The following is a 19,659-nucleotide window of genomic DNA, read 5'->3' as shown; positions in this document are numbered from 1 at the left end:
TTGCTCGAGGGTACGAGTTTTAACGAGCTGCAGATCCGTCTCGCCACGGCAGAGGACATCCGCAGCTGGTCGTTCGGCGAGGTCAAGAAGCCGGAGACCATCAACTACCGCACGCTGAAGCCCGAGAAGGACGGTCTGTTCGGTGAGCAGATCTTCGGGCCCAGCCGCGACTGGGAGTGCGCGTGCGGCAAGTACAAGCGCGTCCGCTACAAGGGCATCGTCTGCGAGCGCTGCGGCGTCGAGGTCACCAAGTCGAGCGTCCGTCGCGAGCGCATGGGCCACATCGAGCTCGCCGCTCCCGTCACGCACATCTGGTACTTCAAGGGCGTCCCGTCGCGTCTGGGCTACCTGCTCGACATGGCGCCGAAGGACCTCGAGAAGGTCATCTACTTCGCCGCGTACATGATCATCGACATCGATGAAGAGGGTCGTCACGAAGATCTGGGCGAGCTGGAGGCCGAGCTGCGTCTCGAGCTGAAGGCGCTCGAAGATCAGCGCGACATCCAGATCGCTCAGCGTCAGCAGCAGGCCGAGTCCGATCTCGCCGCGCTCGAGGCCGAAGGGGCGAAGGCCGATCAGCGCCGCCGCGCCGAGGCTTCCGCCGAGAAGGAGATGACCTCGATCCGCAAGGGCTTCGACGACGACATCGCTCGTCTGCAGCGCGTGTGGGAGGACTTCCGCGGGCTCAAGGTCGGCGACCTCAAGCCCGAAGATGCGGTCTTCGCTGACCTGCAGGATCGCTATGGCGATTACTTCGAGGCGTACATGGGCGCCGAGGCGATCAAGAAGCGTCTCGAGTCGTTCGATCTGGCCAACGAGGCCGAGGTGCTGCACCTGCAGATCGCCGAGGGCAAGGGCCAGAAGAAGATCCGCGCGATCAAGCGTCTGAAGGTCGTCAGCTCCTTCCTGCAGACGGGCGCGAGCCCGGCAGCGATGGTGCTCGACGTCGTTCCGGTGATCCCGCCGGAGCTGCGCCCGATGGTGCAGCTCGACGGTGGCCGCTTCGCGACCTCGGATCTCAACGATCTGTACCGCCGCGTGATCAACCGCAACAACCGTCTGCGCCGCCTGCTCGATCTCGGGGCTCCCGAGATCATCGTGAACAACGAGAAGCGCATGCTCCAGGAAGCCGTCGACGCACTGTTCGACAACGGTCGCCGCGGTCGCCCGGTCACCGGTACCGGCAACCGTGCACTGAAGTCCCTGAGCGACATGCTCAAGGGCAAGCAGGGCCGCTTCCGTCAGAACCTGCTCGGCAAGCGCGTCGACTACTCGGGCCGTTCGGTCATCGTGGTCGGCCCGCAGCTCAAGCTGCACCAGTGCGGTCTGCCCAAGCAGATGGCGCTCGAGCTGTTCAAGCCGTTCGTGATCAAGCGCCTCATGGATCTGTCGCACGCGCAGAACGTGAAGGCTGCGAAGCGCATGGTCGAGCGCGCGCGCTCCGAGGTGTGGGACGTGCTCGAGGAGATCATCCGCGAGCGCCCCGTGTTGCTGAACCGCGCACCGACCCTGCACCGCCTCGGCATCCAGGCGTTCGAGCCGCAGCTCGTCGAGGGCAAGGCCATCCAGCTGCACCCGCTCGTCTGCGCCGCCTTCAACGCGGACTTCGACGGTGACCAGATGGCTGTGCACCTGCCGCTGTCGGTCGAGGCTCAGGCCGAGGCCCGCGTGCTGATGCTCGCGTCGAACAACATCCTGAAGCCGTCGGACGGCCGTCCGGTGACCCTGCCCTCGCAGGACATGATCATCGGTCTGCACCACCTCACCACGATCAAGAAGAACGCTCCCGGCACTGGCCGCGCGTTCGGCTCGATCGCCGAGGCGATCCTGGCCATGGACGAGGGCACCCTCGACCTCGGCGCGCTCGCGAAGATCCGTCTCATCGGCTACACCAATGCCGAGGGCGTGACCTCCGACAAGCCCGTGCTGGTCGAGACCTCGCTCGGACGCGCGATCTTCAACGAGGCGCTGCCCGCCGACTACGTGTACTTCGAGGCTGTCGCCGACAAGGGCTCGCTCTCTGGCCTGGTCAACGACCTTGCCGAGCGCTACCCGAAGACCGAGGTCGCGGCGACGCTCGACCGCATCAAGGACGCCGGTTTCCACTGGGCATCGCGCTCGGGTGTGACCGTCTCGCTCTCCGACGTCGTGACCCCGTCGAACAAGGCGGAGATCATCTCGGAGCACGAGAAGCGCGCCGCCAAGGTGCAGCGCGACTACGACCGCGGCATGATCCAGGACAGCGAGCGCAAGAAGGCCCTGACCGAGATCTGGACCGAGGCGACCGACGAGGTGGCTGCCGCCATGCGCGAGCAGTTCCCCGAGGACAACACCATCTTCCGCATGGTGTCGTCGGGTGCTCGTGGTAACTGGCTGCAGATCCGTAACATCGCCGGTATGCGTGGCCTGGTGTCGAACCCGAAGGGTGAGATCATCCCTCGCCCGATCATCAACTCGTACCGCGAGGGCCTGTCGGTGGCGGAGTACTTCATCGCGACGCACGGTGCGCGTAAGGGTCTGGCCGATACGGCACTCCGTACCGCCGACTCGGGCTACCTGACCCGTCGTCTCGTCGACGTGTCGCAGGACGTCATCATTCGCGAGGAAGACTGCGGCACCCGCCGTGGCCTCGACCTCCCGATCGCCGCTCCCGACGCCAACGGCGTGCTGGTCGGCGACGAGAACGTCGAGAACTCGGTCTACGCTCGTACGCTCGCCGCTGACGCGGTGAACGGCGAGGGCGCGGTTGTGGCTCAGGCGGGCGAAGACGTGGGCGACGTGCTCATCGAGAAGCTGGTCGCCGGCGGCGTCACCGAGATCAAGGTGCGCTCCGTGCTCACCTGCGAATCGGCTGTCGGCGTCTGCGCGACCTGCTACGGCCGTTCGCTCGCGACCGGCCAGCGCGTCGACATCGGCGAGGCCGTGGGCATCATCGCGGCGCAGTCGATTGGTGAGCCGGGCACGCAGCTGACGATGCGTACCTTCCACACCGGTGGTTCGGCTTCGGCAGACGACATCACGCAGGGTCTGCCCCGCGTGCAGGAGCTCTTCGAAGCGCGTACCCCCAAGGGTGCATCGCCGATCGCCGAGGCCGCAGGCCGCGTCGTGATCGACGACACCCCCAAGGGTCGTGTCGTGCTGCTCACCCCGGATGACGGTACCGAGGAGAAGGCGTACCCCGTGCTGAAGCGCGCCACGCTGCTCGTCGAGGACGGCGACCACGTCGAGCTCGGCCAGCCCTTCCTCGCCGGAACGCTCGACCCGAAGGACATCCTGCAGGTCGGCTCCACCGAGAACGGCAAGCACATCCCGGGCGAGCGCGCGGTGCAGAAGTACCTCGTCGAGGGCGTGCAGGGCGTGTACCGCTCGCAGGGCGTGCCGATTCACGACAAGCACATCGAGGTCATCGTGCGCCAGATGCTGCGCAAGGTGACGGTCGTGGATCACGGCGAGACCGAACTGCTCCCGGGCGAGCTCGTCGACCGCGCACGCTACCAGCGCATCAACCGCGAGGCGCTGCTCGAGACGAAGCGCGCTGCGACGGCCCGCCCCGAGGTCATGGGTATCACCAAGGCCTCGCTGGCGACCGAGTCGTGGCTGTCGGCCGCATCGTTCCAGGAGACGACCCGCGTGCTCACGCAGGCCGCGATGGAAGGATCGAAGGATCCGCTCATCGGCCTCAAGGAGAACGTCATCATCGGTAAGCTCATCCCGGCCGGCACCGGCCTGGGCGTCTACCGCGATGTCGACGTGGCGGCCACCGAGGAGGCGAAGGCGGAGCGCTACCCGAACCGTCTGTTCGCGACCGAGGGCACCTTCGACGAGAACGACCTGTCGTTCGTGGACTTCGACAGCTTCACCGCTGACGAGTTCAACCCGGGCAACTACAGCTGATCCGGCGTTCCTGCGCAACGGGCGTCCGCACCTTCGGGTGCGGGCGCCCGTTGCCGTTTCATCGGGTTGTCGGCTCGCGGCGCGTGGTCCGCGCGATCTCCCGCGAACCTTGTACTGTGGCGGCACAGTGACTGTGTTCTGTCGTCTACGGACGTCAAACACCACGAACGCTACGAGAGGTGAAGCGATGAGCGACGAGCGCGAGGCATCGAGGGCTGCGGAGACGCCGGAAACCGCTGCCACTCCGGGTGCCCCGGTCGAAGAGACCGAGGCGAGCCAGACCGAGGTACTCCGCGCGGTCGAGCGCTCGCGCGTTCCCGGGTCGGATGAGACCGTCGGCGAGGCACCGGGCGCGACTCCCGCAGCCAGCGCAGACGTGAACGAGGCCGACGCCGCTGCGGCGGCCGAGCGCGCGCATCGCGAAGAGGTCTCGCTCGTCGATACCGAACTCAATCTTGAGCCGCCGTCGGCGCAGGCGACCTCGTCTGCCGCTCCGCTGACGCGGGAAGAGACGTCTGCGCTCCCAGCGCTCGACGACCTGCCGAGCGCAGCCGCGGCGGCCCCGGTTGCGTCAGAACGAGACGGCGAGATTCGCATCAGTTCGGATCACCCGATGGCCGGGCTGTACGTGCAGTCGCCGCTGCCGCCCGACATCAAGGGCAATCGCGGTGCGGGCGCGCTCATCGCGCTCGTCGCGACGATCGGGTTCGCCATCGTGTTCGCGGGGGTGCTCGCACTCTGGCTCGCACCGACGTTCCCCCCGTCGACGTTCCTCACCGAAGCGTTGGTTCCGTGGGTGACCTCCTGGCCCGTGATCGCCGCAGTGGCGGCGTTCTTCCTGGGGCTGCTGCTCGTCGTGCTGATCGTCGGTCGCGCCGGATGGTGGGCGTACGTACTGGGCGGGTTCTTCGTCGCAGCGCTCGTCTGGGTCGCCGTGACGCTGTCGCTCGCATACTTCGGCACGCCGTTCGAGACGCCGCGCGAAATGCTCGGCGGATCTCGCGGTTGGTCGGGAGATCTGCAGACACTCGTCACCCGCTTCGGACTCACGGTGCCCGCCCTCGGTGCGGCACTCGTCGCACGCGAGGCGACGGTGTGGTTCGGTGCCTGGATCGGTGCTCGCGGACGTCGCGTCAAGCTGCGCAACGCGCGTGAACTCGCGGACTACGAAACCGCGCTCGCCGAGTCCCAGACCGCCGCACAGGCATGACCGACGGCCCGCGGCGCGGAGTGACCCGAGGCTATGTCGGGGCACTCATCGGCGCAGCGGGCATTGCCGCCGTGGCGGTTCTGGTCGCGGTCTGGGGCGGCCTCGCGCTGGCGCTGGATCGCGAACCCGTGACTACCGACGCCGTTGCGGCGTGGACGGCGCCTGCGGTGATCCTCGTCGCACTCATCGCCCTCGCGGTGTCGCTGTGGGCCTCGGCCATCGCGCTCCTGCGCGGGCGACGATCGCCCTCGTGGGGCATCGTGCTCGGTCTCGGGTTCGGCGTCTACCTCTGGTGGTGCCTCGCGGGTATGCTCGGCGGCATGTCGGCTGCCGAAACCTGGTTCAGTGCCTTCGCCCTCGGCCTGGCGGTCATCTGGAGCCTGGCGGCTCTGGCGTTCTGGGCCGTACTCGCACGACGCGTCTATACCGATCGGCCGGCTCCGCGGTGGCCCTGGGAACGCGATGAGGCGGGCGAGTGAGCGCGGCGAATACGATCGAGGGTCGGGTCAACGCGGCGGTCGACGCGTGGTTGCGATGGGTACCGAGCTGGAAGCCGGGAACGCATCGCGGTCGCGCACGGGTGTGCCGACGCTGCACCGGATCGCCCATTCTCGCCGCGTCGGGGCTCGCCGCCGATGTGCCGCATCAGGTGACGCACGCGCTCGTTTCGCGCATGCAGCGCATCATCGACAAGCGGGTCGAGGAGTTCACCGCCTCCGAGCTCCCCGCGCTGCACGCCGAACTCTCCGACGCAGAGATGTGGAACGCCGGGGGGTACGACCCGTCGCAGGGGCTCGAGCCCGAATTCGAGGGGCTTGATCCCGATCCCGAACCCGAAGAGGGAGATCAGCCGTTCCTGTTCACCCTCACCGGTCTCGCTGAGGAGTCCCGGCCGGAGCCGCCGCTGCCGCGCCCGCCGCTCAGTGCCGATGAGAAGGTGCGCCTGCGGCGGGAGATCGAGCTGGCCGATGCGCAAGCGGAGGAGGCCGGGCGCGAGGTGTGCTTCGCGCTGGTCGCCCATCGCCCCCGCATCGAGGCCGCAGTGCACCGCTTCGTGGAGCCGCTGATTCAAGACATGCTCGACGAGCTGAGTCGCAACCTGGAGCCGCCGCAGTAGCAGGCGTTCTCTGGGGCGGGGCATAGGCCTCGCAAAGCCGGTGCGGCTTCACTCGGGGATATGGACACGAACCCCACCCCGACTTCCGCGTCTCGCGTGGCTTCCACGCAGCTTGCGTCGAATCCGACACCTCCGGCGCCGAGGCGCCGCCGATCGCGTCGGTTCCGGATTCCGCTCGCGGCTTCCATCACCGCCGTCGCGCTCGTACTCGGCGGAGGCGCCGCCTGGGCCGCCGACCGATTTCTCATCGCGAAGGTCGAGATCTCCGACGTCACGAGCTACGAGGCGGCGCACGCATCGCAGGCCACGAGTGAGGCTGCCGCGAACTCGGACGATGCGGCGACGACGGGCACCGTCGACGGCGATGAGTACACGAATGGCGACACCTCGGTCAGCGTGCGCCAGGTGACCACGGGAAGCGGCGACGACACCGTGACGTATTACGTGGCCGATGTGCAGCTCGGCGACGCGACGGACCTCCGTTCGGCATTCGCGCAGAATCAGTTCGGCGAGAACATCACCGAGACGACGAGCGAGATCGCGGCCGACAACGGAGCGGTATTCGCGATCAACGGCGACTACTACGGCTTCCGCGACACCGGCATCGAGATTCGCAACGGTGTCGTGTACCGCGACGAGGGGGCTCGCGAAGGTCTCGCTTTCTATGCCGATGGCTCGGTGCAGGTGTACGACGAGACGCAGACGAACGCCGCAGATCTGCTCGCCGATGGCGTCTGGAACACGCTCAGCTTCGGGCCCGCAATCGTCGAGGATGGTGCGGTGGTCGACGGGATCGAGAGCGTCGAGGTCGACACCAACTTTGGCAATCACTCCATTCAGGGCGAGCAGCCGCGCACCGCGGTCGGTGTCATCGATGACAATCACCTCGTCTTCGTGGTCGTCGACGGGCGCGACCCCGGATACAGTCGCGGCGTCACGATGACCGAGCTCGCCGGGATCATGCAGGATCTCGGAGCGACGACCGCCTACAACCTCGACGGAGGCGGCTCCTCGACGATGGTGTTCGACGGTGAAGTGCTGAATCAGCCCTCGAACGGCGGGGAGCGTGGCACCAGCGACATCCTGTACGTGGCGGAGTGAACTATGTTCGTGCTGATTCCCGCCTACGAACCCGACCAGCGGCTGCTGGATCTGATTGTGGAGCTGCGATCGCGAGCATCGCAGCTCGAGCTCCTGATCGTCGATGACGGCTCGGGTGTCGCATACGCGAACATCTTCGATGCGGCGCGGGTCACGGGCGCTCGCGTGCTGACCTTCGCCCGGAACCGTGGCAAAGGTGCGGCGCTCAAAGCCGGGTTCGCCTGGATATCGGGGGAGCGGCCCGGCGCCGCCGTGGTGACCGCGGATGCCGATGGGCAGCACACGGTGGCCGACATCGAGCGGATCGCCGCCGCGCTGACTGCGGGGGCGGCGGATCGCGACGACGGCAACGCTGTGCTATCGATGGTGCTGGGCTGCCGCGATTTCGCCGGTGAGGTCCCGTTCCGCAGCCGCTTCGGCAACGCCGTCTCCCGCGGCCTCTTCCGCGCGGTGGCCGGGTGGCGGCTCAGCGACACCCAGACCGGGCTGCGGGGCATCCCGCCGCAGATGCTCGACTGGCTAGCAACGGTGCCGGGGGAGCGGTTCGAGTACGAGCAATCGGTGCTCTTGCGACTGCGCGGGGCCGGGTACGGCGCCGTCCAGATCCCGATCACCACGGTGTATCTCGAGGAGAACCGCTCCAGTCACTTCCGGCCGATCCTCGATTCTGTGCGCGTGATGCTGCCGGTCGCACTCTTCGCGGCGTCGTCTCTGGCGGCATTCGCGATCGATGCGATTGCACTGTTCCTGTTGCAAGCCCTCACCGGCGCGCTGATTCCGTCGATCATCGGTGCGCGCGTGTTGAGTGCCGGGGCGAACTTCGCCGTGAATCGCCGGCTCGTCTTCGCCCGACGGGGGCGTGCCGGGCTCGTGCGAGAGGCGCTGCAGTATCTCGCGCTGGCGGCACTGCTGCTCGCCTCGAACATCGTGTGGATGTCGTTCCTGACCGAGCACGGAGTGCCACTGTGGCTCGCAAAAGTCGTGACCGAGGGAGTGCTGTTTCTCACGAGCTATCGCGTGCAGCGGGGCGTCATCTTCACGGCGCGTGGCAATACCGAAGTCGCAGCTGATCCTGAGCCGACGACCATTGCCAAAACGCCGTTCAGGGCCGTATAGTTGTGTGTTGGTGTGTTCCACTGGTTCCGTCGTGCCCGCACGTCGGAGGCGAGGGACTGCGCCACAGGGTCAGACGCCTCGCCAGAGGCGAACCCCCACGGCATACCTGCACTCGGTTCCGCTTCGGTGGAACAGCAGGTCAGCGTCAGCGCAAGCAGTCGCACATGCTCATCCATTGAAGCATTCCTGTCACCGTGCAGGACGAATGAGGAGAAATATTGCCTACCATTCAGCAGTTGGTCCGTAAGGGCCGGTCGCCGAAGGTCACCAAGACCAAGGCGCCCGCTCTGAAGGCGAACCCGCAGCAGGCTGGTGTGTGCACGCGTGTGTACACCACCACCCCGAAGAAGCCGAACTCGGCGATGCGCAAGGTCGCTCGTGTGAAGCTCCGCAACGGCACCGAGGTCACCGCCTACATTCCGGGCGAGGGCCACAACCTGCAGGAGCACTCGTTGGTGCTCGTGCGCGGTGGTCGTGTGAAGGACCTCCCCGGTGTTCGTTACAAGATCGTGCGCGGCGCGCTCGACACGCAGGCGGTCAAGGATCGCCAGCAGGCTCGCAGCCGCTACGGTGCAAAGAAGGTGAAGTAATGCCCCGTAAAGGTCCCGCTCCCAAGCGCCCCGTCGTCGCTGATCCCGTCTACGGTTCGCCCGTAGTCAGCCAGCTCGTCAACAAGATTCTGCTCGACGGCAAGAAGGGTCTCGCAGAGCGCATCGTTTACGGTGCACTCGAGGCCGTTGCTGCCAAGTCCGATCAGGATGCCGTGACCGTGCTCAAGAAGGCGCTCGACAACGTGCGCCCCACCCTTGAGGTGCGTTCGCGTCGTGTTGGCGGCAGCACCTACCAGGTGCCCGTCGAGGTCAAGCCTCATCGTGCGAACACGCTCGCCCTCCGCTGGCTCACCAGCTACGCGAAGGCTCGTCGTGAGAACTCGATGACCGACCGCCTCACCAACGAGATCCTCGACGCATCGAACGGCCTTGGCGCCGCGGTGAAGCGTCGCGAGGACACGCACAAGATGGCGGAGTCGAACCGCGCGTTCGCTCACTACCGCTGGTAGTACTCAGGTGCCGGGTCGGATCGCCTCGCGCGCTCCGACCCGGTACCCCGAGGCCAGCACCGCGACTCGCTCGTTCGAGTCGCAATCTCCCGAACTTTCACCCCCACCCCGGAGGAGAACCCTGTGGCACAAGACGTGCTCACCGACCTGAGCAAGGTCCGCAACATCGGCATCATGGCCCACATCGATGCCGGCAAGACCACCACCACCGAGCGCATCCTGTTCTACACGGGTGTGAACCACAAGCTGGGTGAAACGCACGACGGCGCTTCGACGACCGACTGGATGGAGCAGGAGAAGGAGCGCGGTATCACCATCACCAGCGCTGCCGTCACGTGCTTCTGGAACAAGAACCAGGTCAACATCATCGATACGCCCGGTCACGTCGACTTCACCGTCGAGGTGGAGCGCTCGCTCCGCGTGCTCGACGGCGCGGTTGCCGTGTTCGACGGCAAGGAGGGCGTTGAGCCCCAGTCCGAGACCGTCTGGCGCCAGGCCGACAAGTACGGCGTGCCCCGCATCTGCTTCGTCAACAAGATGGACAAGATGGGCGCCGACTTCTACTTCACGGTCGACACCATCATCAGCCGTCTGGGCGCGAAGCCGCTCGTGATGCAGCTGCCGATCGGTGCCGAGTCTGACTTCATCGGTGTCGTCGATCTGCTCTCGATGCAGGCATTCGTCTGGGAAGGCGACGCCAAGGGCGACGTGTCCCTGGGTGCCGCGTACGAGACGCAGGAGATCCCCGCGGACCTGCAGGCCAAGGCCGAGGAATACCGTGCGCAGCTCGTCGAGGCCGTCGCCGAGAGCGACGACGCCCTGCTCGAGAAGTACTTCGGCGGCGAAGAGCTCACCATCGACGAGCTCAAGGCGGGTATCCGCAAGCTCGTCGTGAACAACGAGATCTACCCCGTGTACTGCGGCTCGGCGTTCAAGAACCGCGGCATTCAGCCGATGCTCGACGCGGTCGTCGACTTCCTCCCGAACCCGCTCGACGTGGGCTCGATCGAGGCTCACGATCCCCGCGACGAGTCGATCGTCATCGAGCGCAAGCCGGCAGCGAGCGAGCCCTTCTCGGCACTCGCCTTCAAGATCGCCGTGCACCCGTTCTTCGGTCGCCTCACCTACGTGCGCGTCTACTCGGGCAGCATCCCCTCCGGCACCCAGGTCGTCAACTCGACCAAGGGCAAGAAGGAGCGCATCGGCAAGATCTTCCAGATGCACGCCAACAAGGAGATCCCGGTCGACGATCTCAACGCGGGCAACATCTACGCCGTGATCGGTCTGAAGGACACCACCACTGGTGACACCCTCTCGGATCCGAACAACCAGGTCGTGCTCGAGTCGATGACCTTCCCCGAGCCCGTGATCGAGGTGGCCATCGAGCCGAAGACCAAGAGCGACCAGGAGAAGCTCGGCGTCGCGATCCAGAAGCTCGCCGAAGAGGACCCCACGTTCCGCGTGAGCCTCAACGCCGAGACCGGCCAGACCGTGATCGCCGGCATGGGCGAGCTTCACCTCGACATCCTCGTCGATCGCATGAAGCGCGAGTTCAACGTCGAGGCGAACGTCGGCAAGCCCCAGGTGGCTTACCGCGAGACGATCCGCCGCGAGGTGCCGAAGTACGACTACACCCACAAGAAGCAGACCGGTGGTTCCGGTCAGTTCGCAAAGGTGCAGATCTCGCTGGCTCCGCTCGAGACCGACGACGACAAGGTCTACCTGTTCGAGGACAAGGTCACCGGTGGTCGCGTGCCGCGCGAGTACATCCCGTCGGTCGACGCCGGTATCCAGGACGCCATGCAGTACGGCATCCTCGCCGGGTTCCCCGTCGTCAACGTCAAGGCACAGCTGCTCGACGGCCAGTACCACGACGTTGACTCGTCGGAAATGGCGTTCAAGATCGCCGGCTCGATGGCCTTCAAGGAGGCCGCGCGTCTGGCTCAGCCCGTGCTGCTCGAACCGCTCATGGCGGTCGAGGTGCGTACTCCCGAGGAGTACATGGGCGACGTCATCGGCGACCTGAACTCGCGTCGCGGTCAGATCCAGTCGATGGAGGACGCGAGCGGCGTGAAGGTCGTGCGCGCGCTCGTTCCGCTGTCGGAGATGTTCGGGTACATCGGTGACCTCCGGTCGAAGACCAGCGGTCGTGCCGTGTTCTCGATGACCTTCGATTCCTACGCCGAGGTTCCCAAGGCCGTGGCTGAGGAGATCGTGCAGAAGGCTAAGGGCGAGTAACTCCGCCCCGAGGTCGGCGGCGATGCCGAGCATCGCCGCCGACCGAATCGCTCAGCTCGCGATCACAGCGCTGAGCTTGTAACATAGTGACACCAACCCCGTACCAGGGCCCTCCGAAACCGTCGGAGTCGCAAGGGTACTTAACGTCCTGAGGAGGACCATAGTGGCGAAGGCCAAGTTCGAGCGGACCAAGCCGCACGTAAACATCGGAACGATCGGTCACGTTGACCACGGTAAGACGACTCTTACCGCGGCGATCTCGAAGACCCTCGCCGACAAGTTCCCGTCTGACGTGAACGTGCAGCGCGACTTCGACACGATCGACTCGGCTCCTGAGGAGCGCCAGCGCGGCATCACGATCAACATCTCGCACGTCGAGTACGAGACCGACAAGCGTCACTACGCTCACGTCGATGCCCCCGGTCACGCTGACTACATCAAGAACATGATCACCGGTGCTGCTCAGATGGACGGCGCAATCCTCGTGGTTGCGGCGACCGACGGCATGATGGCGCAGACCAAGGAGCACATCCTGCTCGCCAAGCAGGTCGGCGTTCCCTACCTGCTCGTTGCACTGAACAAGAGCGACATGGTCGACGACGAGGAAATCCTCGAGCTCGTCGAGATGGAGGTCCGCGAGGAGCTCACCAAGAACGGCTACGACGGAGACAACGCTCCCGTCGTCCGCGTCTCGGGCTACGAGGCGCTGCAGGGCACCGAGAAGTGGGTCGACTCGATCGTCGAGCTCATGACCGCTGTCGACGACAGCATCCCGGACCCGGTGCGCGACAAGGACAAGCCGTTCCTGATGCCCGTTGAGGACGTCTTCACGATCACCGGTCGTGGCACCGTCGTCACCGGTCGCGCCGAGCGTGGCACGCTGAAGATCAACTCCGAGGTCGAGATCGTGGGTCTGCGTCCGACGCAGAAGACCACCGTCACCGGCATCGAGATGTTCCACAAGCAGCTCGACGAGGCATGGGCCGGCGAGAACTGTGGCCTCCTGCTCCGCGGCACCAAGCGTGAAGACGTCGAGCGCGGCCAGGTCGTCGTGGCCCCGGGTTCGATCACCCCGCACACCAAGTTCGAGGGCACCGCCTACATCCTGAAGAAGGAAGAGGGCGGCCGCCACAACCCGTTCGAGACGAACTACCGTCCGCAGTTCTACTTCCGTACGACTGACGTGACCGGTGTCATCACCCTCCCCGAGGACAAGCCGATGGTTATGCCCGGCGACACCACGGACATGTCGGTCGAGCTGATCCAGCCGATCGCTATGGAAGAGGGCCTCGGCTTCGCGATCCGTGAGGGTGGCCGCACCGTCGGCGCCGGCACGGTGACCAAGGTCTCCGAGTAAGTCTCGTAGTACCGCCTTCCTCGGCCTGACGGCCGATGATGTGAACCCCCGGGAATTCGTTCCCGGGGGTTCTTGCGTTTTCGCCGCAGTGCGCGCGGCCTGCGCGGGTACCCAGCACTGAAGCGGTATCCTCGAAATCTGATCCACGTCGGCGCTCCCGCGCCGCGCTGTATGAAGGGAGCCCACGTGCCGCAGACCGTAGCGGGCCGCATCGCTCACTTCACCCGGCAGTACGGGGTGCTCTTCTTGATCGACGCTCTCGCCTGGGCTGTCGGCATCCTGGCCGCACTCGTGCTGCGCTTCGACTTCAATCTGATGCGCATTCACTGGGGCTGGACGCTGGCGGTCATTGGTGTGACCGCGATCCTGCAGCTGCTGTTCGGCTGGGTGTTCTGGCTCTATCGCAATCGCTACCAGGTGGGCAGTTTCGATGAGGTGCGCGTGCTCGTGCTCGATGTCACCGCAGTGCTGGTGGTGGCCTGGCTCTTCGCCTATTTGGTGGGGTACGGCAACGGGATTCCACGCAGCACGCTGGTCATTGCCGCCCCCATCACGTTTAGCCTGATGGGGGTCGCCCGCTACGTCGTTCGGCTCTACAACGAACGACAGCTCCTGCCAGGCATGGAGGCCGAACGAACGCTGCTGTACGGCGCCGGCTATCTCGGCGTGCAGACGGCGAAGCGGTTGCTGACCGATGCCAAGGGCTCGATTCTTCCTGTGGGGTTCATCGATGACGACCCCATGAAGCGCAACCAAGAGGTTCGTGGAGTGCGGGTACTGGGTGGTTTTGCCGATCTCGCCGATGTCGCGCGCGACACCCGTGCCACCAAGGTCATCGTCTGCATCGGTGATGCAGACGCGACGCTCATGCGCCAGGTCGACGAGGTCGCGAACGAGGTGGGCATGACGGCTCTCGTGCTGCCCCCGCTCGATCAGATCCTCCGCAACAATTCGGTGATCTCCGATTTCCAGCAGCTCTCGATCGAGGATCTCATCGGCCGCCATCCCGTGCGGCTCGAGACGGGGTCGATCGCCTCATATCTGCAAGATCGCCGCGTGCTCGTCACAGGAGCGGGTGGCTCGATCGGTTCGGAGCTGTGTCGACAGCTCGCTCGCTTCGCGCCCCGTGAGCTCATCATGCTCGACCGTGACGAGACCTCGTTGCAGGAGTCGCAGCTCTCGATCAGCGGTCACGGCTTGCTCGACACCAATGACGTCGTCCTCGCCGATATTCGTGATTCCGCCGCACTCGAGCGCATCTTCCTCGAACGACGCCCCGAGGTGGTGTTCCACGCGGCGGCGCTCAAGCACCTCCCCATGCTCGAACAGTATCCCGATGAAGCTTGGAAGACCAATGTGCTCGGCACGCTCAACGTGTTGCGAGCCGCGGAAGCCGCTGGCGTCGGCACATTCGTGAACATCTCGACCGATAAGGCAGCGAACCCGACCAGCGTGTTGGGGCATTCGAAGCGCGTGGCCGAGAAGCTGACCGCCTACATGGCCGAGCGCACTGGCGAGCGTTACCTCTCCGTACGTTTCGGCAACGTGATCGGCAGTCGCGGTTCAATGCTTCCGACCTTCCGATCGCTCATCGAGTCGGGCGGTCCGGTGACGGTCACACACCCCGACGTCACACGGTTCTTCATGACCATTCCCGAGGCATGCCAGCTCGTGGTGCAAGCCGGGGGCATCGGGCGCCCGGGTGAGGTGCTCATCCTCGACATGGGGGAGCCCGTGCGTATTCTCGACGTGGCTCAGCGCATGATTGAGCAGTCGGGTCGCGACGTCGACATCGTCTTCACCGGGCTGCGTCACGGTGAGAAACTGCACGAAGAACTCGTAGGTGACGGCGAAAGCGATGAACGCCCGTTCCACCCGAAGATCTCGCACGCCACGGTCGACACCATCTCCCCAGAGGTGCTCGACCATGAGGGCTGGGTTGCGCGAATGGATCTGACCGCAGAGGCCGAGGAGCGGGTGCAGTGACCGTGACGGCGTTCGCCTGGGTGGTCGGTGGAGTCGCGGCGCTGCTCAGTGTTGTGCTGCCCGTTGCGGTGCGGCCACTGCTCGTGCGGCTCGGCATTATGGACGTGCCGAATGAGCGCTCGTCTCATGAGCGGCCGGTGCTGCGCGGACTCGGGCTCGCAGTGCTGATCGCGATCGCCATTGCGGAAGCGGTCGGGGTCGCTGCACTGGTCGATTCCGAAGATGCGTTCGGCGGGTGGCGGGTACTCCTCATCGTGGCGCTCGGCACCATCGCCTCCGGAATGCTCGGCCTGGCAGAAGACCTCCGCGGCCTCAGCGTGGGGTTGCGCAGCGTGCTGCTGCTCGGTATCGCCCTCGCTGCAGCGGTTGCGCTGCTCATCATGGCTCCGGCTGGAGGTGGCGTCGCCACCGGAAGCGGCGATGGTGCTGCGTCGTTCGGATGGGCTGCCGGTGTGGGGACGCTCCCGCTTTGGGCATCGGTGCTGCTGGCGATCTACGCCGTGCTCTTCATCTCGAGCTATATCAACGTTGCGAACTTCATGGACGGGCTCAACGGCATCAGTGGCTTCCATGGTGTGATCGCCGGACTCACGTTCGCCGTCGCTGGATGGTTTGCCGAGATGCCGTGGCTCATCGGTGCCGGCGCCGCTCTCGCTGCCGGATTCGCGGGCTTTCTCCCCTGGAACCTTACGAAACCGGGCGCGTTTCTCGGCGATGTGGGCAGTTACCTGCTCGGCGGAGCCGTTGCGATCACCAGCTTCGCCGCACTGGTTTCGGGGGTACCGCTGCTCGCGACCATCGGCCCGATGGTCATCTGCTTCGGCGACGTCGCGGTCACGCTCGTCAAGCGGGTGCGGGCCGGTCACCGCTGGGACGAGCCGCACAAAGAGCACGCGTATCAGCGCATCCAACAACGTGGGTACTCGCACGTGCAGGCGTCGGCCTGCACAGCAGGCGCTACTCTTCTCACCTCTGTCCTGGGCCTCGCATCATTCTTCACCGGGTTCGGGGGAGGAGTCGTGCTCCTCGGGGCAGGTCTCGCCGTGCTGGTGGTCTACCTCCTCCTGCCGCGCCTGCTGCCGACCCGCAATTGACGCTCGACACCTCAATGCCTGAGGCGATCCGACACGCGACACGCCCGGGTTGCACGGAGGCTCCCCGCGTGCGAGAATAGACAGGTTCAGTACTCCACGCTTCGGTGTGGGTCACTGCCAGGCAGTGCATAATCGCTCCGAGTGATCGGGGTTCGGGTTAGGCCGCGGGTAGCGAACAACACCCGTACGCCGTTCGGCGGCCAGACATCAGTCCGGCCGCTTTCGTGCGCGCGGGGCCGACTTCTCGTCGATACGGGTGGTCGGTTTTGACAGGTGAACAGAGACCCAGCACGAGGCGCGAGAGCGCCAACGCCAGGGCGCTGGTACGTAAGACGTCCAATGCGGCGCACTTCGGTGCGCAGTACGACGCAAGTAGAAAAGAGAGTCACATGGCGGGACAGAAGATCCGCATCCGACTGAAGTCGTATGACCACGAGGTCATCGACAGCTCCGCACGCAAGATTGTCGACACGGTCACCCGCGCTGGTGCCACTGTGATCGGCCCCGTGCCGCTCCCCACGGAGAAGAACGTGATCGCAGTCATCCGTTCGCCCCACAAGTACAAGGACAGCCGCGAGCACTTCGAGAAGCGCACGCACAAGCGCCTGATCGACATCGTCGATCCCACCCCGAAGGCTGTCGATTCGCTCATGCGTCTCGATCTGCCTGCCGACGTCAATATCGAGATCAAGCTCTAAGGGGGGATCCGGACATGTCAGTAGTACGTAACGTGAAGGGTCTTCTGGGCACCAAGCTCGGTATGACGCAGGTCTGGGACGAGAACGGCAATGTCGTTCCCGTCACCGTGATCGAGGTGGCACCCAACGTGATCACCCAGATCCGTACCCCCGAGGTCGACGGCTACAGCGCCGTGCAGATCGCCGCGGGTCAGATCGATCCCCGCAAGGTGAACAAGCCCACGGCTGGTCACTTCGAGAAGGCCGGCGTAACGCCGCGCCGTCACCTCACCGAGGTTCGCACCTCCGACGCGGCTGAGTACGCGCTCGGCCAGGAGCTCACCGTCGATGGCACCTTCGAGGCCGGTCAGAAGATCGACGTCGTTGGCACCTCGAAGGGCAAGGGCTTCGCCGGCGCCATGAAGCGTCACAACTTCAAGGGTGTTGGCGCATCGCACGGTGCTCACCGCAACCACCGCAAGCCGGGCTCGATCGGTGGAGCCGCGACCCCGGGTCGCGTCTTCAAGGGTCAGCGCATGCCGGGCCGCATGGGTGGCGAGCGCGTGACCGTGCAGAACCTCACCGTGCAGGCGATCGACGCCGAGAAGAACCTCATCCTGGTCAAGGGTGCAGTTCCCGGTGCACGCGGTCGTCTCGTTTTCGTTCGCAACGCAGTGAAGGGGGCGTAGTTCATGGCTACCGCTACCAAGCTCGAGGTGTTCGACGCCCAGGGTAAGAAGGCCGGGTCGGTTGACCTGCCCGAGACCATTTTCGGTGTCGAGACCAACGTCCCGCTGATCCACCAGGTGGTCACCGCTCAGCTCGCAGCTGCGCGTCAGGGTACGCACAAGACCAAGAACCGCGGCGAGGTCTCCGGTTCGGGTGTCAAGCCGTTCAAGCAGAAGGGCACCGGCCGCGCTCGTCAGGGTTCGGTTCGTGCTCCTGAGCACCGCGGCGGCGGCGTCGTGCACGGCCCCGTGCCGCGCGACTACTCGCAGCGCACCCCCAAGAAGATGATTGCTGCTGCACTCCGCGGTCTGCTGTCGGATCGCGCTCGCGCGAACCGCCTGCACGTCGTCGAGGGCTTCGGCATCGCCGACAAGCCCAGCACCAAGGCCGCACGCGTCTTCCTCGCGTCGGTTGCTCCGGGCAAGCGCGTACTCGTGGTCGTCGACCGCGATGACGAGCTGACGGCGCTCAGCGTGCGCAACCTGGAGCACGTCCACGTGATCTTCCAGGATCAGCTCAACGCCTACGACGTGGTCGTCAGCGACGATCTCGTCTTCACCAAGGCCGCCTTCGACGCCTTCGTCACCGGCCGTGCCGCTCAGGAGGTCTCGAAGTGAGCTTGAACAAGTCCGCACACGACGTCATCATCCGCCCGATCGTTTCGGAGAAGAGCTACGGTCTCATCGACGCCAACGGCCAGTACACCTTCGAGGTGCAGCCGGAGTCGAACAAGACCGAGATCAAGCTCGCTGTCGAAGAGGTCTTCAATGTGAAGGTCGCCAAGGTCCGCACGCTGACCCGCAAGGGCAAGACCCGCCGCACCAAGTTCGGTCTGGGCAAGCGCAAGGACACCAAGCGCGCGATCGTCACCCTGAAGTCGGGCTCCATCGACATCTTCACGGCTGCGCTGTAGAAGGGGCGAAGAGGAACACATCATGGCAATTCGCAAGTACAAGCCGACGACCCCGGGTCGTCGCGGCTCGAGCGTTGCTGATTTCGCAGAGATCACGCGCTCCACGCCCGAGAAGTCGCTGCTTCGCCCGCTCCCCAAGACCGGCGGCCGCAACAACCAGGGCCGAATCACCACCCGTCACATCGGTGGTGGCCACAAGCGTCAGTACCGCGTCATCGACTTCCGTCGTCACGACAAGGACGGCGTCGACGCCAAGGTCGCTCACATCGAGTACGACCCCAACCGCACCGCACGCATTGCACTGCTGCACTTCCAGGACGGCACGAAGCGCTACATCATCGCGCCGAACAAGCTGAAGCAGGGCGACGTCGTCGAGTCGGGTGCCGGCGCTGACATCAAGCCGGGCAACAACCTGCCGCTGAAGAACATCCCGACGGGTACCGTCATCCACGCGATCGAACTGAAGCCCGGTGGGGGAGCGAAGCTCGCTCGTTCCGCAGGCACCTCGGTTCGCCTCGTTGCGAAGGACGGCCCCTACGCTCAGCTGCGTCTCCCCTCGGGCGAGATCCGCAACGTCGACGTGCGCTGCCGCGCAACCGTCGGCGAGGTCGGCAACGCCGAGCAGTCGAACATCAACTGGGGCAAGGCCGGCCGCATGCGCTGGAAGGGCGTCCGCCCGACCGTGCGTGGTGTCGTCATGAACCCGGTGGATCACCCCCACGGTGGTGGCGAAGGCCGCACCTCGGGTGGTCGTCACCCGGTCAGCCCCTGGGGCCAGAAGGAAGGCCGTACGCGCCATCCGAACAAGGAAAGCGACAAGCTCATCGTGCGTCGCCGCAACGCTGGCAAGAAGCGTTAGTCGACAGGTAGGAGAGAGTAGAAGATGCCTCGTAGTCTCAAGAAGGGCCCCTTCGTCGATAACCACCTGTTGAACAAGGTGATTGTGCAGAACGAAGCTGGCTCCAAGAACGTGATCAAGACCTGGTCGCGCCGCTCGATGATCATCCCCGCCATGCTGGGACACACCATCGCGGTGCACGACGGTCGGAAGCACATCCCCGTGTTCGTCACGGAGACCATGGTCGGTCACAAGCTGGGCGAGTTCGCGCCCACGCGTACCTTCCGTGGACACGTGAAGGACGACAAGAAGGGCCGTCGCCGCTAAGC

At 65.4% G+C, this 19,659-nt stretch carries 18 protein-coding genes; all 18 read left to right on the top strand.

From position 1 onward, the window contains the following. The 18 genes from AMS67_RS08210 (at position 1) to rpsS (ending at position 19,657) form a co-directional block, all read left to right on the top strand. Positions 1-3,894, top strand: a complete 3,894-nt coding sequence (locus AMS67_RS08210; RefSeq protein ID WP_053352779.1) for a DNA-directed RNA polymerase subunit beta' — start codon at positions 1-3, stop codon at positions 3,892-3,894. A 187-nt stretch (positions 3,895-4,081) separates the two neighbouring features. Beyond that, positions 4,082-5,104, top strand: a complete 1,023-nt coding sequence (locus tag AMS67_RS08205; RefSeq protein WP_053386936.1) for a hypothetical protein — start codon at positions 4,082-4,084, stop codon at positions 5,102-5,104. Then, positions 5,101-5,583, top strand: coding sequence for a DUF6121 family protein (locus AMS67_RS08200; protein WP_053386935.1), 483 nt, complete (start codon positions 5,101-5,103; stop codon positions 5,581-5,583). Before AMS67_RS08205 ends, AMS67_RS08200 begins: the two co-directional genes overlap by 4 nt. After that, positions 5,580-6,221, top strand: coding sequence for a hypothetical protein (locus AMS67_RS08195; RefSeq protein ID WP_053352782.1), 642 nt, complete (start codon positions 5,580-5,582; stop codon positions 6,219-6,221). Before AMS67_RS08200 ends, AMS67_RS08195 begins: the two co-directional genes overlap by 4 nt. Before the next feature lie 60 nt (positions 6,222-6,281). After that, positions 6,282-7,322, top strand: a complete 1,041-nt coding sequence (locus AMS67_RS08190; RefSeq protein WP_082305389.1) for a phosphodiester glycosidase family protein — start codon at positions 6,282-6,284, stop codon at positions 7,320-7,322. Positions 7,323-7,325: 3 nt separating this feature from the next. Further along, positions 7,326-8,438: a glycosyltransferase gene (locus AMS67_RS08185; protein WP_053386933.1), complete on the top strand. Its 1,113-nt coding sequence runs from the start codon at positions 7,326-7,328 to the stop codon at positions 8,436-8,438. Positions 8,439-8,656: 218 nt separating this feature from the next. Continuing rightward, positions 8,657-9,028, top strand: a complete 372-nt coding sequence (gene rpsL / locus AMS67_RS08180) for a 30S ribosomal protein S12 (protein WP_010156385.1) — start codon at positions 8,657-8,659, stop codon at positions 9,026-9,028. Further along, complete coding sequence (rpsG, locus tag AMS67_RS08175; RefSeq protein ID WP_053352784.1) at positions 9,028-9,498, top strand: 30S ribosomal protein S7; 471 nt, start codon at positions 9,028-9,030, stop codon at positions 9,496-9,498. The genes rpsL and rpsG overlap by 1 nt, the downstream gene beginning before the upstream one ends. Before the next feature lie 123 nt (positions 9,499-9,621). Then, a complete protein-coding gene (fusA, locus tag AMS67_RS08170; RefSeq protein ID WP_053352785.1) occupies positions 9,622-11,736 on the top strand; it encodes an elongation factor G in 2,115 nt (704 codons plus the stop codon). A gap of 163 nt (positions 11,737-11,899) precedes the next feature. Continuing rightward, the gene (gene tuf / locus AMS67_RS08165; RefSeq protein WP_053352786.1) at positions 11,900-13,093 is read left to right on the top strand and encodes an elongation factor Tu; all 1,194 of its coding nucleotides are present in this window, start codon (positions 11,900-11,902) and stop codon (positions 13,091-13,093) included. A 186-nt stretch (positions 13,094-13,279) separates the two neighbouring features. Beyond that, positions 13,280-15,079, top strand: a complete 1,800-nt coding sequence (locus tag AMS67_RS08160; RefSeq protein ID WP_082305388.1) for a polysaccharide biosynthesis protein — start codon at positions 13,280-13,282, stop codon at positions 15,077-15,079. Next, a complete protein-coding gene (locus AMS67_RS08155; protein WP_053386931.1) occupies positions 15,076-16,173 on the top strand; it encodes an MraY family glycosyltransferase in 1,098 nt (365 codons plus the stop codon). The genes AMS67_RS08160 and AMS67_RS08155 overlap by 4 nt, the downstream gene beginning before the upstream one ends. Before the next feature lie 389 nt (positions 16,174-16,562). Beyond that, positions 16,563-16,871, top strand: a complete 309-nt coding sequence (rpsJ, locus tag AMS67_RS08150) for a 30S ribosomal protein S10 (RefSeq protein ID WP_010156393.1) — start codon at positions 16,563-16,565, stop codon at positions 16,869-16,871. 14 nt (positions 16,872-16,885) lie between these two features. Further along, positions 16,886-17,539: a 50S ribosomal protein L3 gene (rplC, locus tag AMS67_RS08145; RefSeq protein ID WP_053352789.1), complete on the top strand. Its 654-nt coding sequence runs from the start codon at positions 16,886-16,888 to the stop codon at positions 17,537-17,539. Between the two features lie 3 nt (positions 17,540-17,542). Then, positions 17,543-18,196 (top strand): 50S ribosomal protein L4, encoded by a 654-nt coding sequence (gene rplD / locus AMS67_RS08140; RefSeq protein WP_053352790.1) that lies wholly within the window; start codon positions 17,543-17,545, stop codon positions 18,194-18,196. Next, entirely contained in the window at positions 18,193-18,492 is a 300-nt protein-coding gene (gene rplW, locus AMS67_RS08135; RefSeq protein ID WP_053386930.1) for a 50S ribosomal protein L23, read from the top strand. The genes rplD and rplW overlap by 4 nt, the downstream gene beginning before the upstream one ends. A 22-nt stretch (positions 18,493-18,514) precedes the next feature. Further along, positions 18,515-19,351 (top strand): 50S ribosomal protein L2, encoded by an 837-nt coding sequence (gene rplB / locus AMS67_RS08130; RefSeq protein WP_053352792.1) that lies wholly within the window; start codon positions 18,515-18,517, stop codon positions 19,349-19,351. 24 nt (positions 19,352-19,375) lie between these two features. After that, positions 19,376-19,657 carry a 30S ribosomal protein S19 gene (gene rpsS / locus AMS67_RS08125; protein WP_010156398.1) on the top strand — a complete coding sequence of 94 codons (282 nt, stop codon included), beginning with the start codon at positions 19,376-19,378 and terminating at the stop codon, positions 19,655-19,657. The last annotated feature ends 2 nt before the right edge of the window (positions 19,658-19,659 follow it).

This window comes from Leucobacter japonicus (assembly GCF_001273855.1).
In the GTDB taxonomy this organism is placed as follows: Bacteria; Actinomycetota; Actinomycetes; order Actinomycetales; family Microbacteriaceae; genus Leucobacter; species Leucobacter japonicus.
The sequence above is the reverse complement of the archived record's forward strand: the minus strand, read 5'-3'. Positions and strand labels throughout refer to the sequence as shown.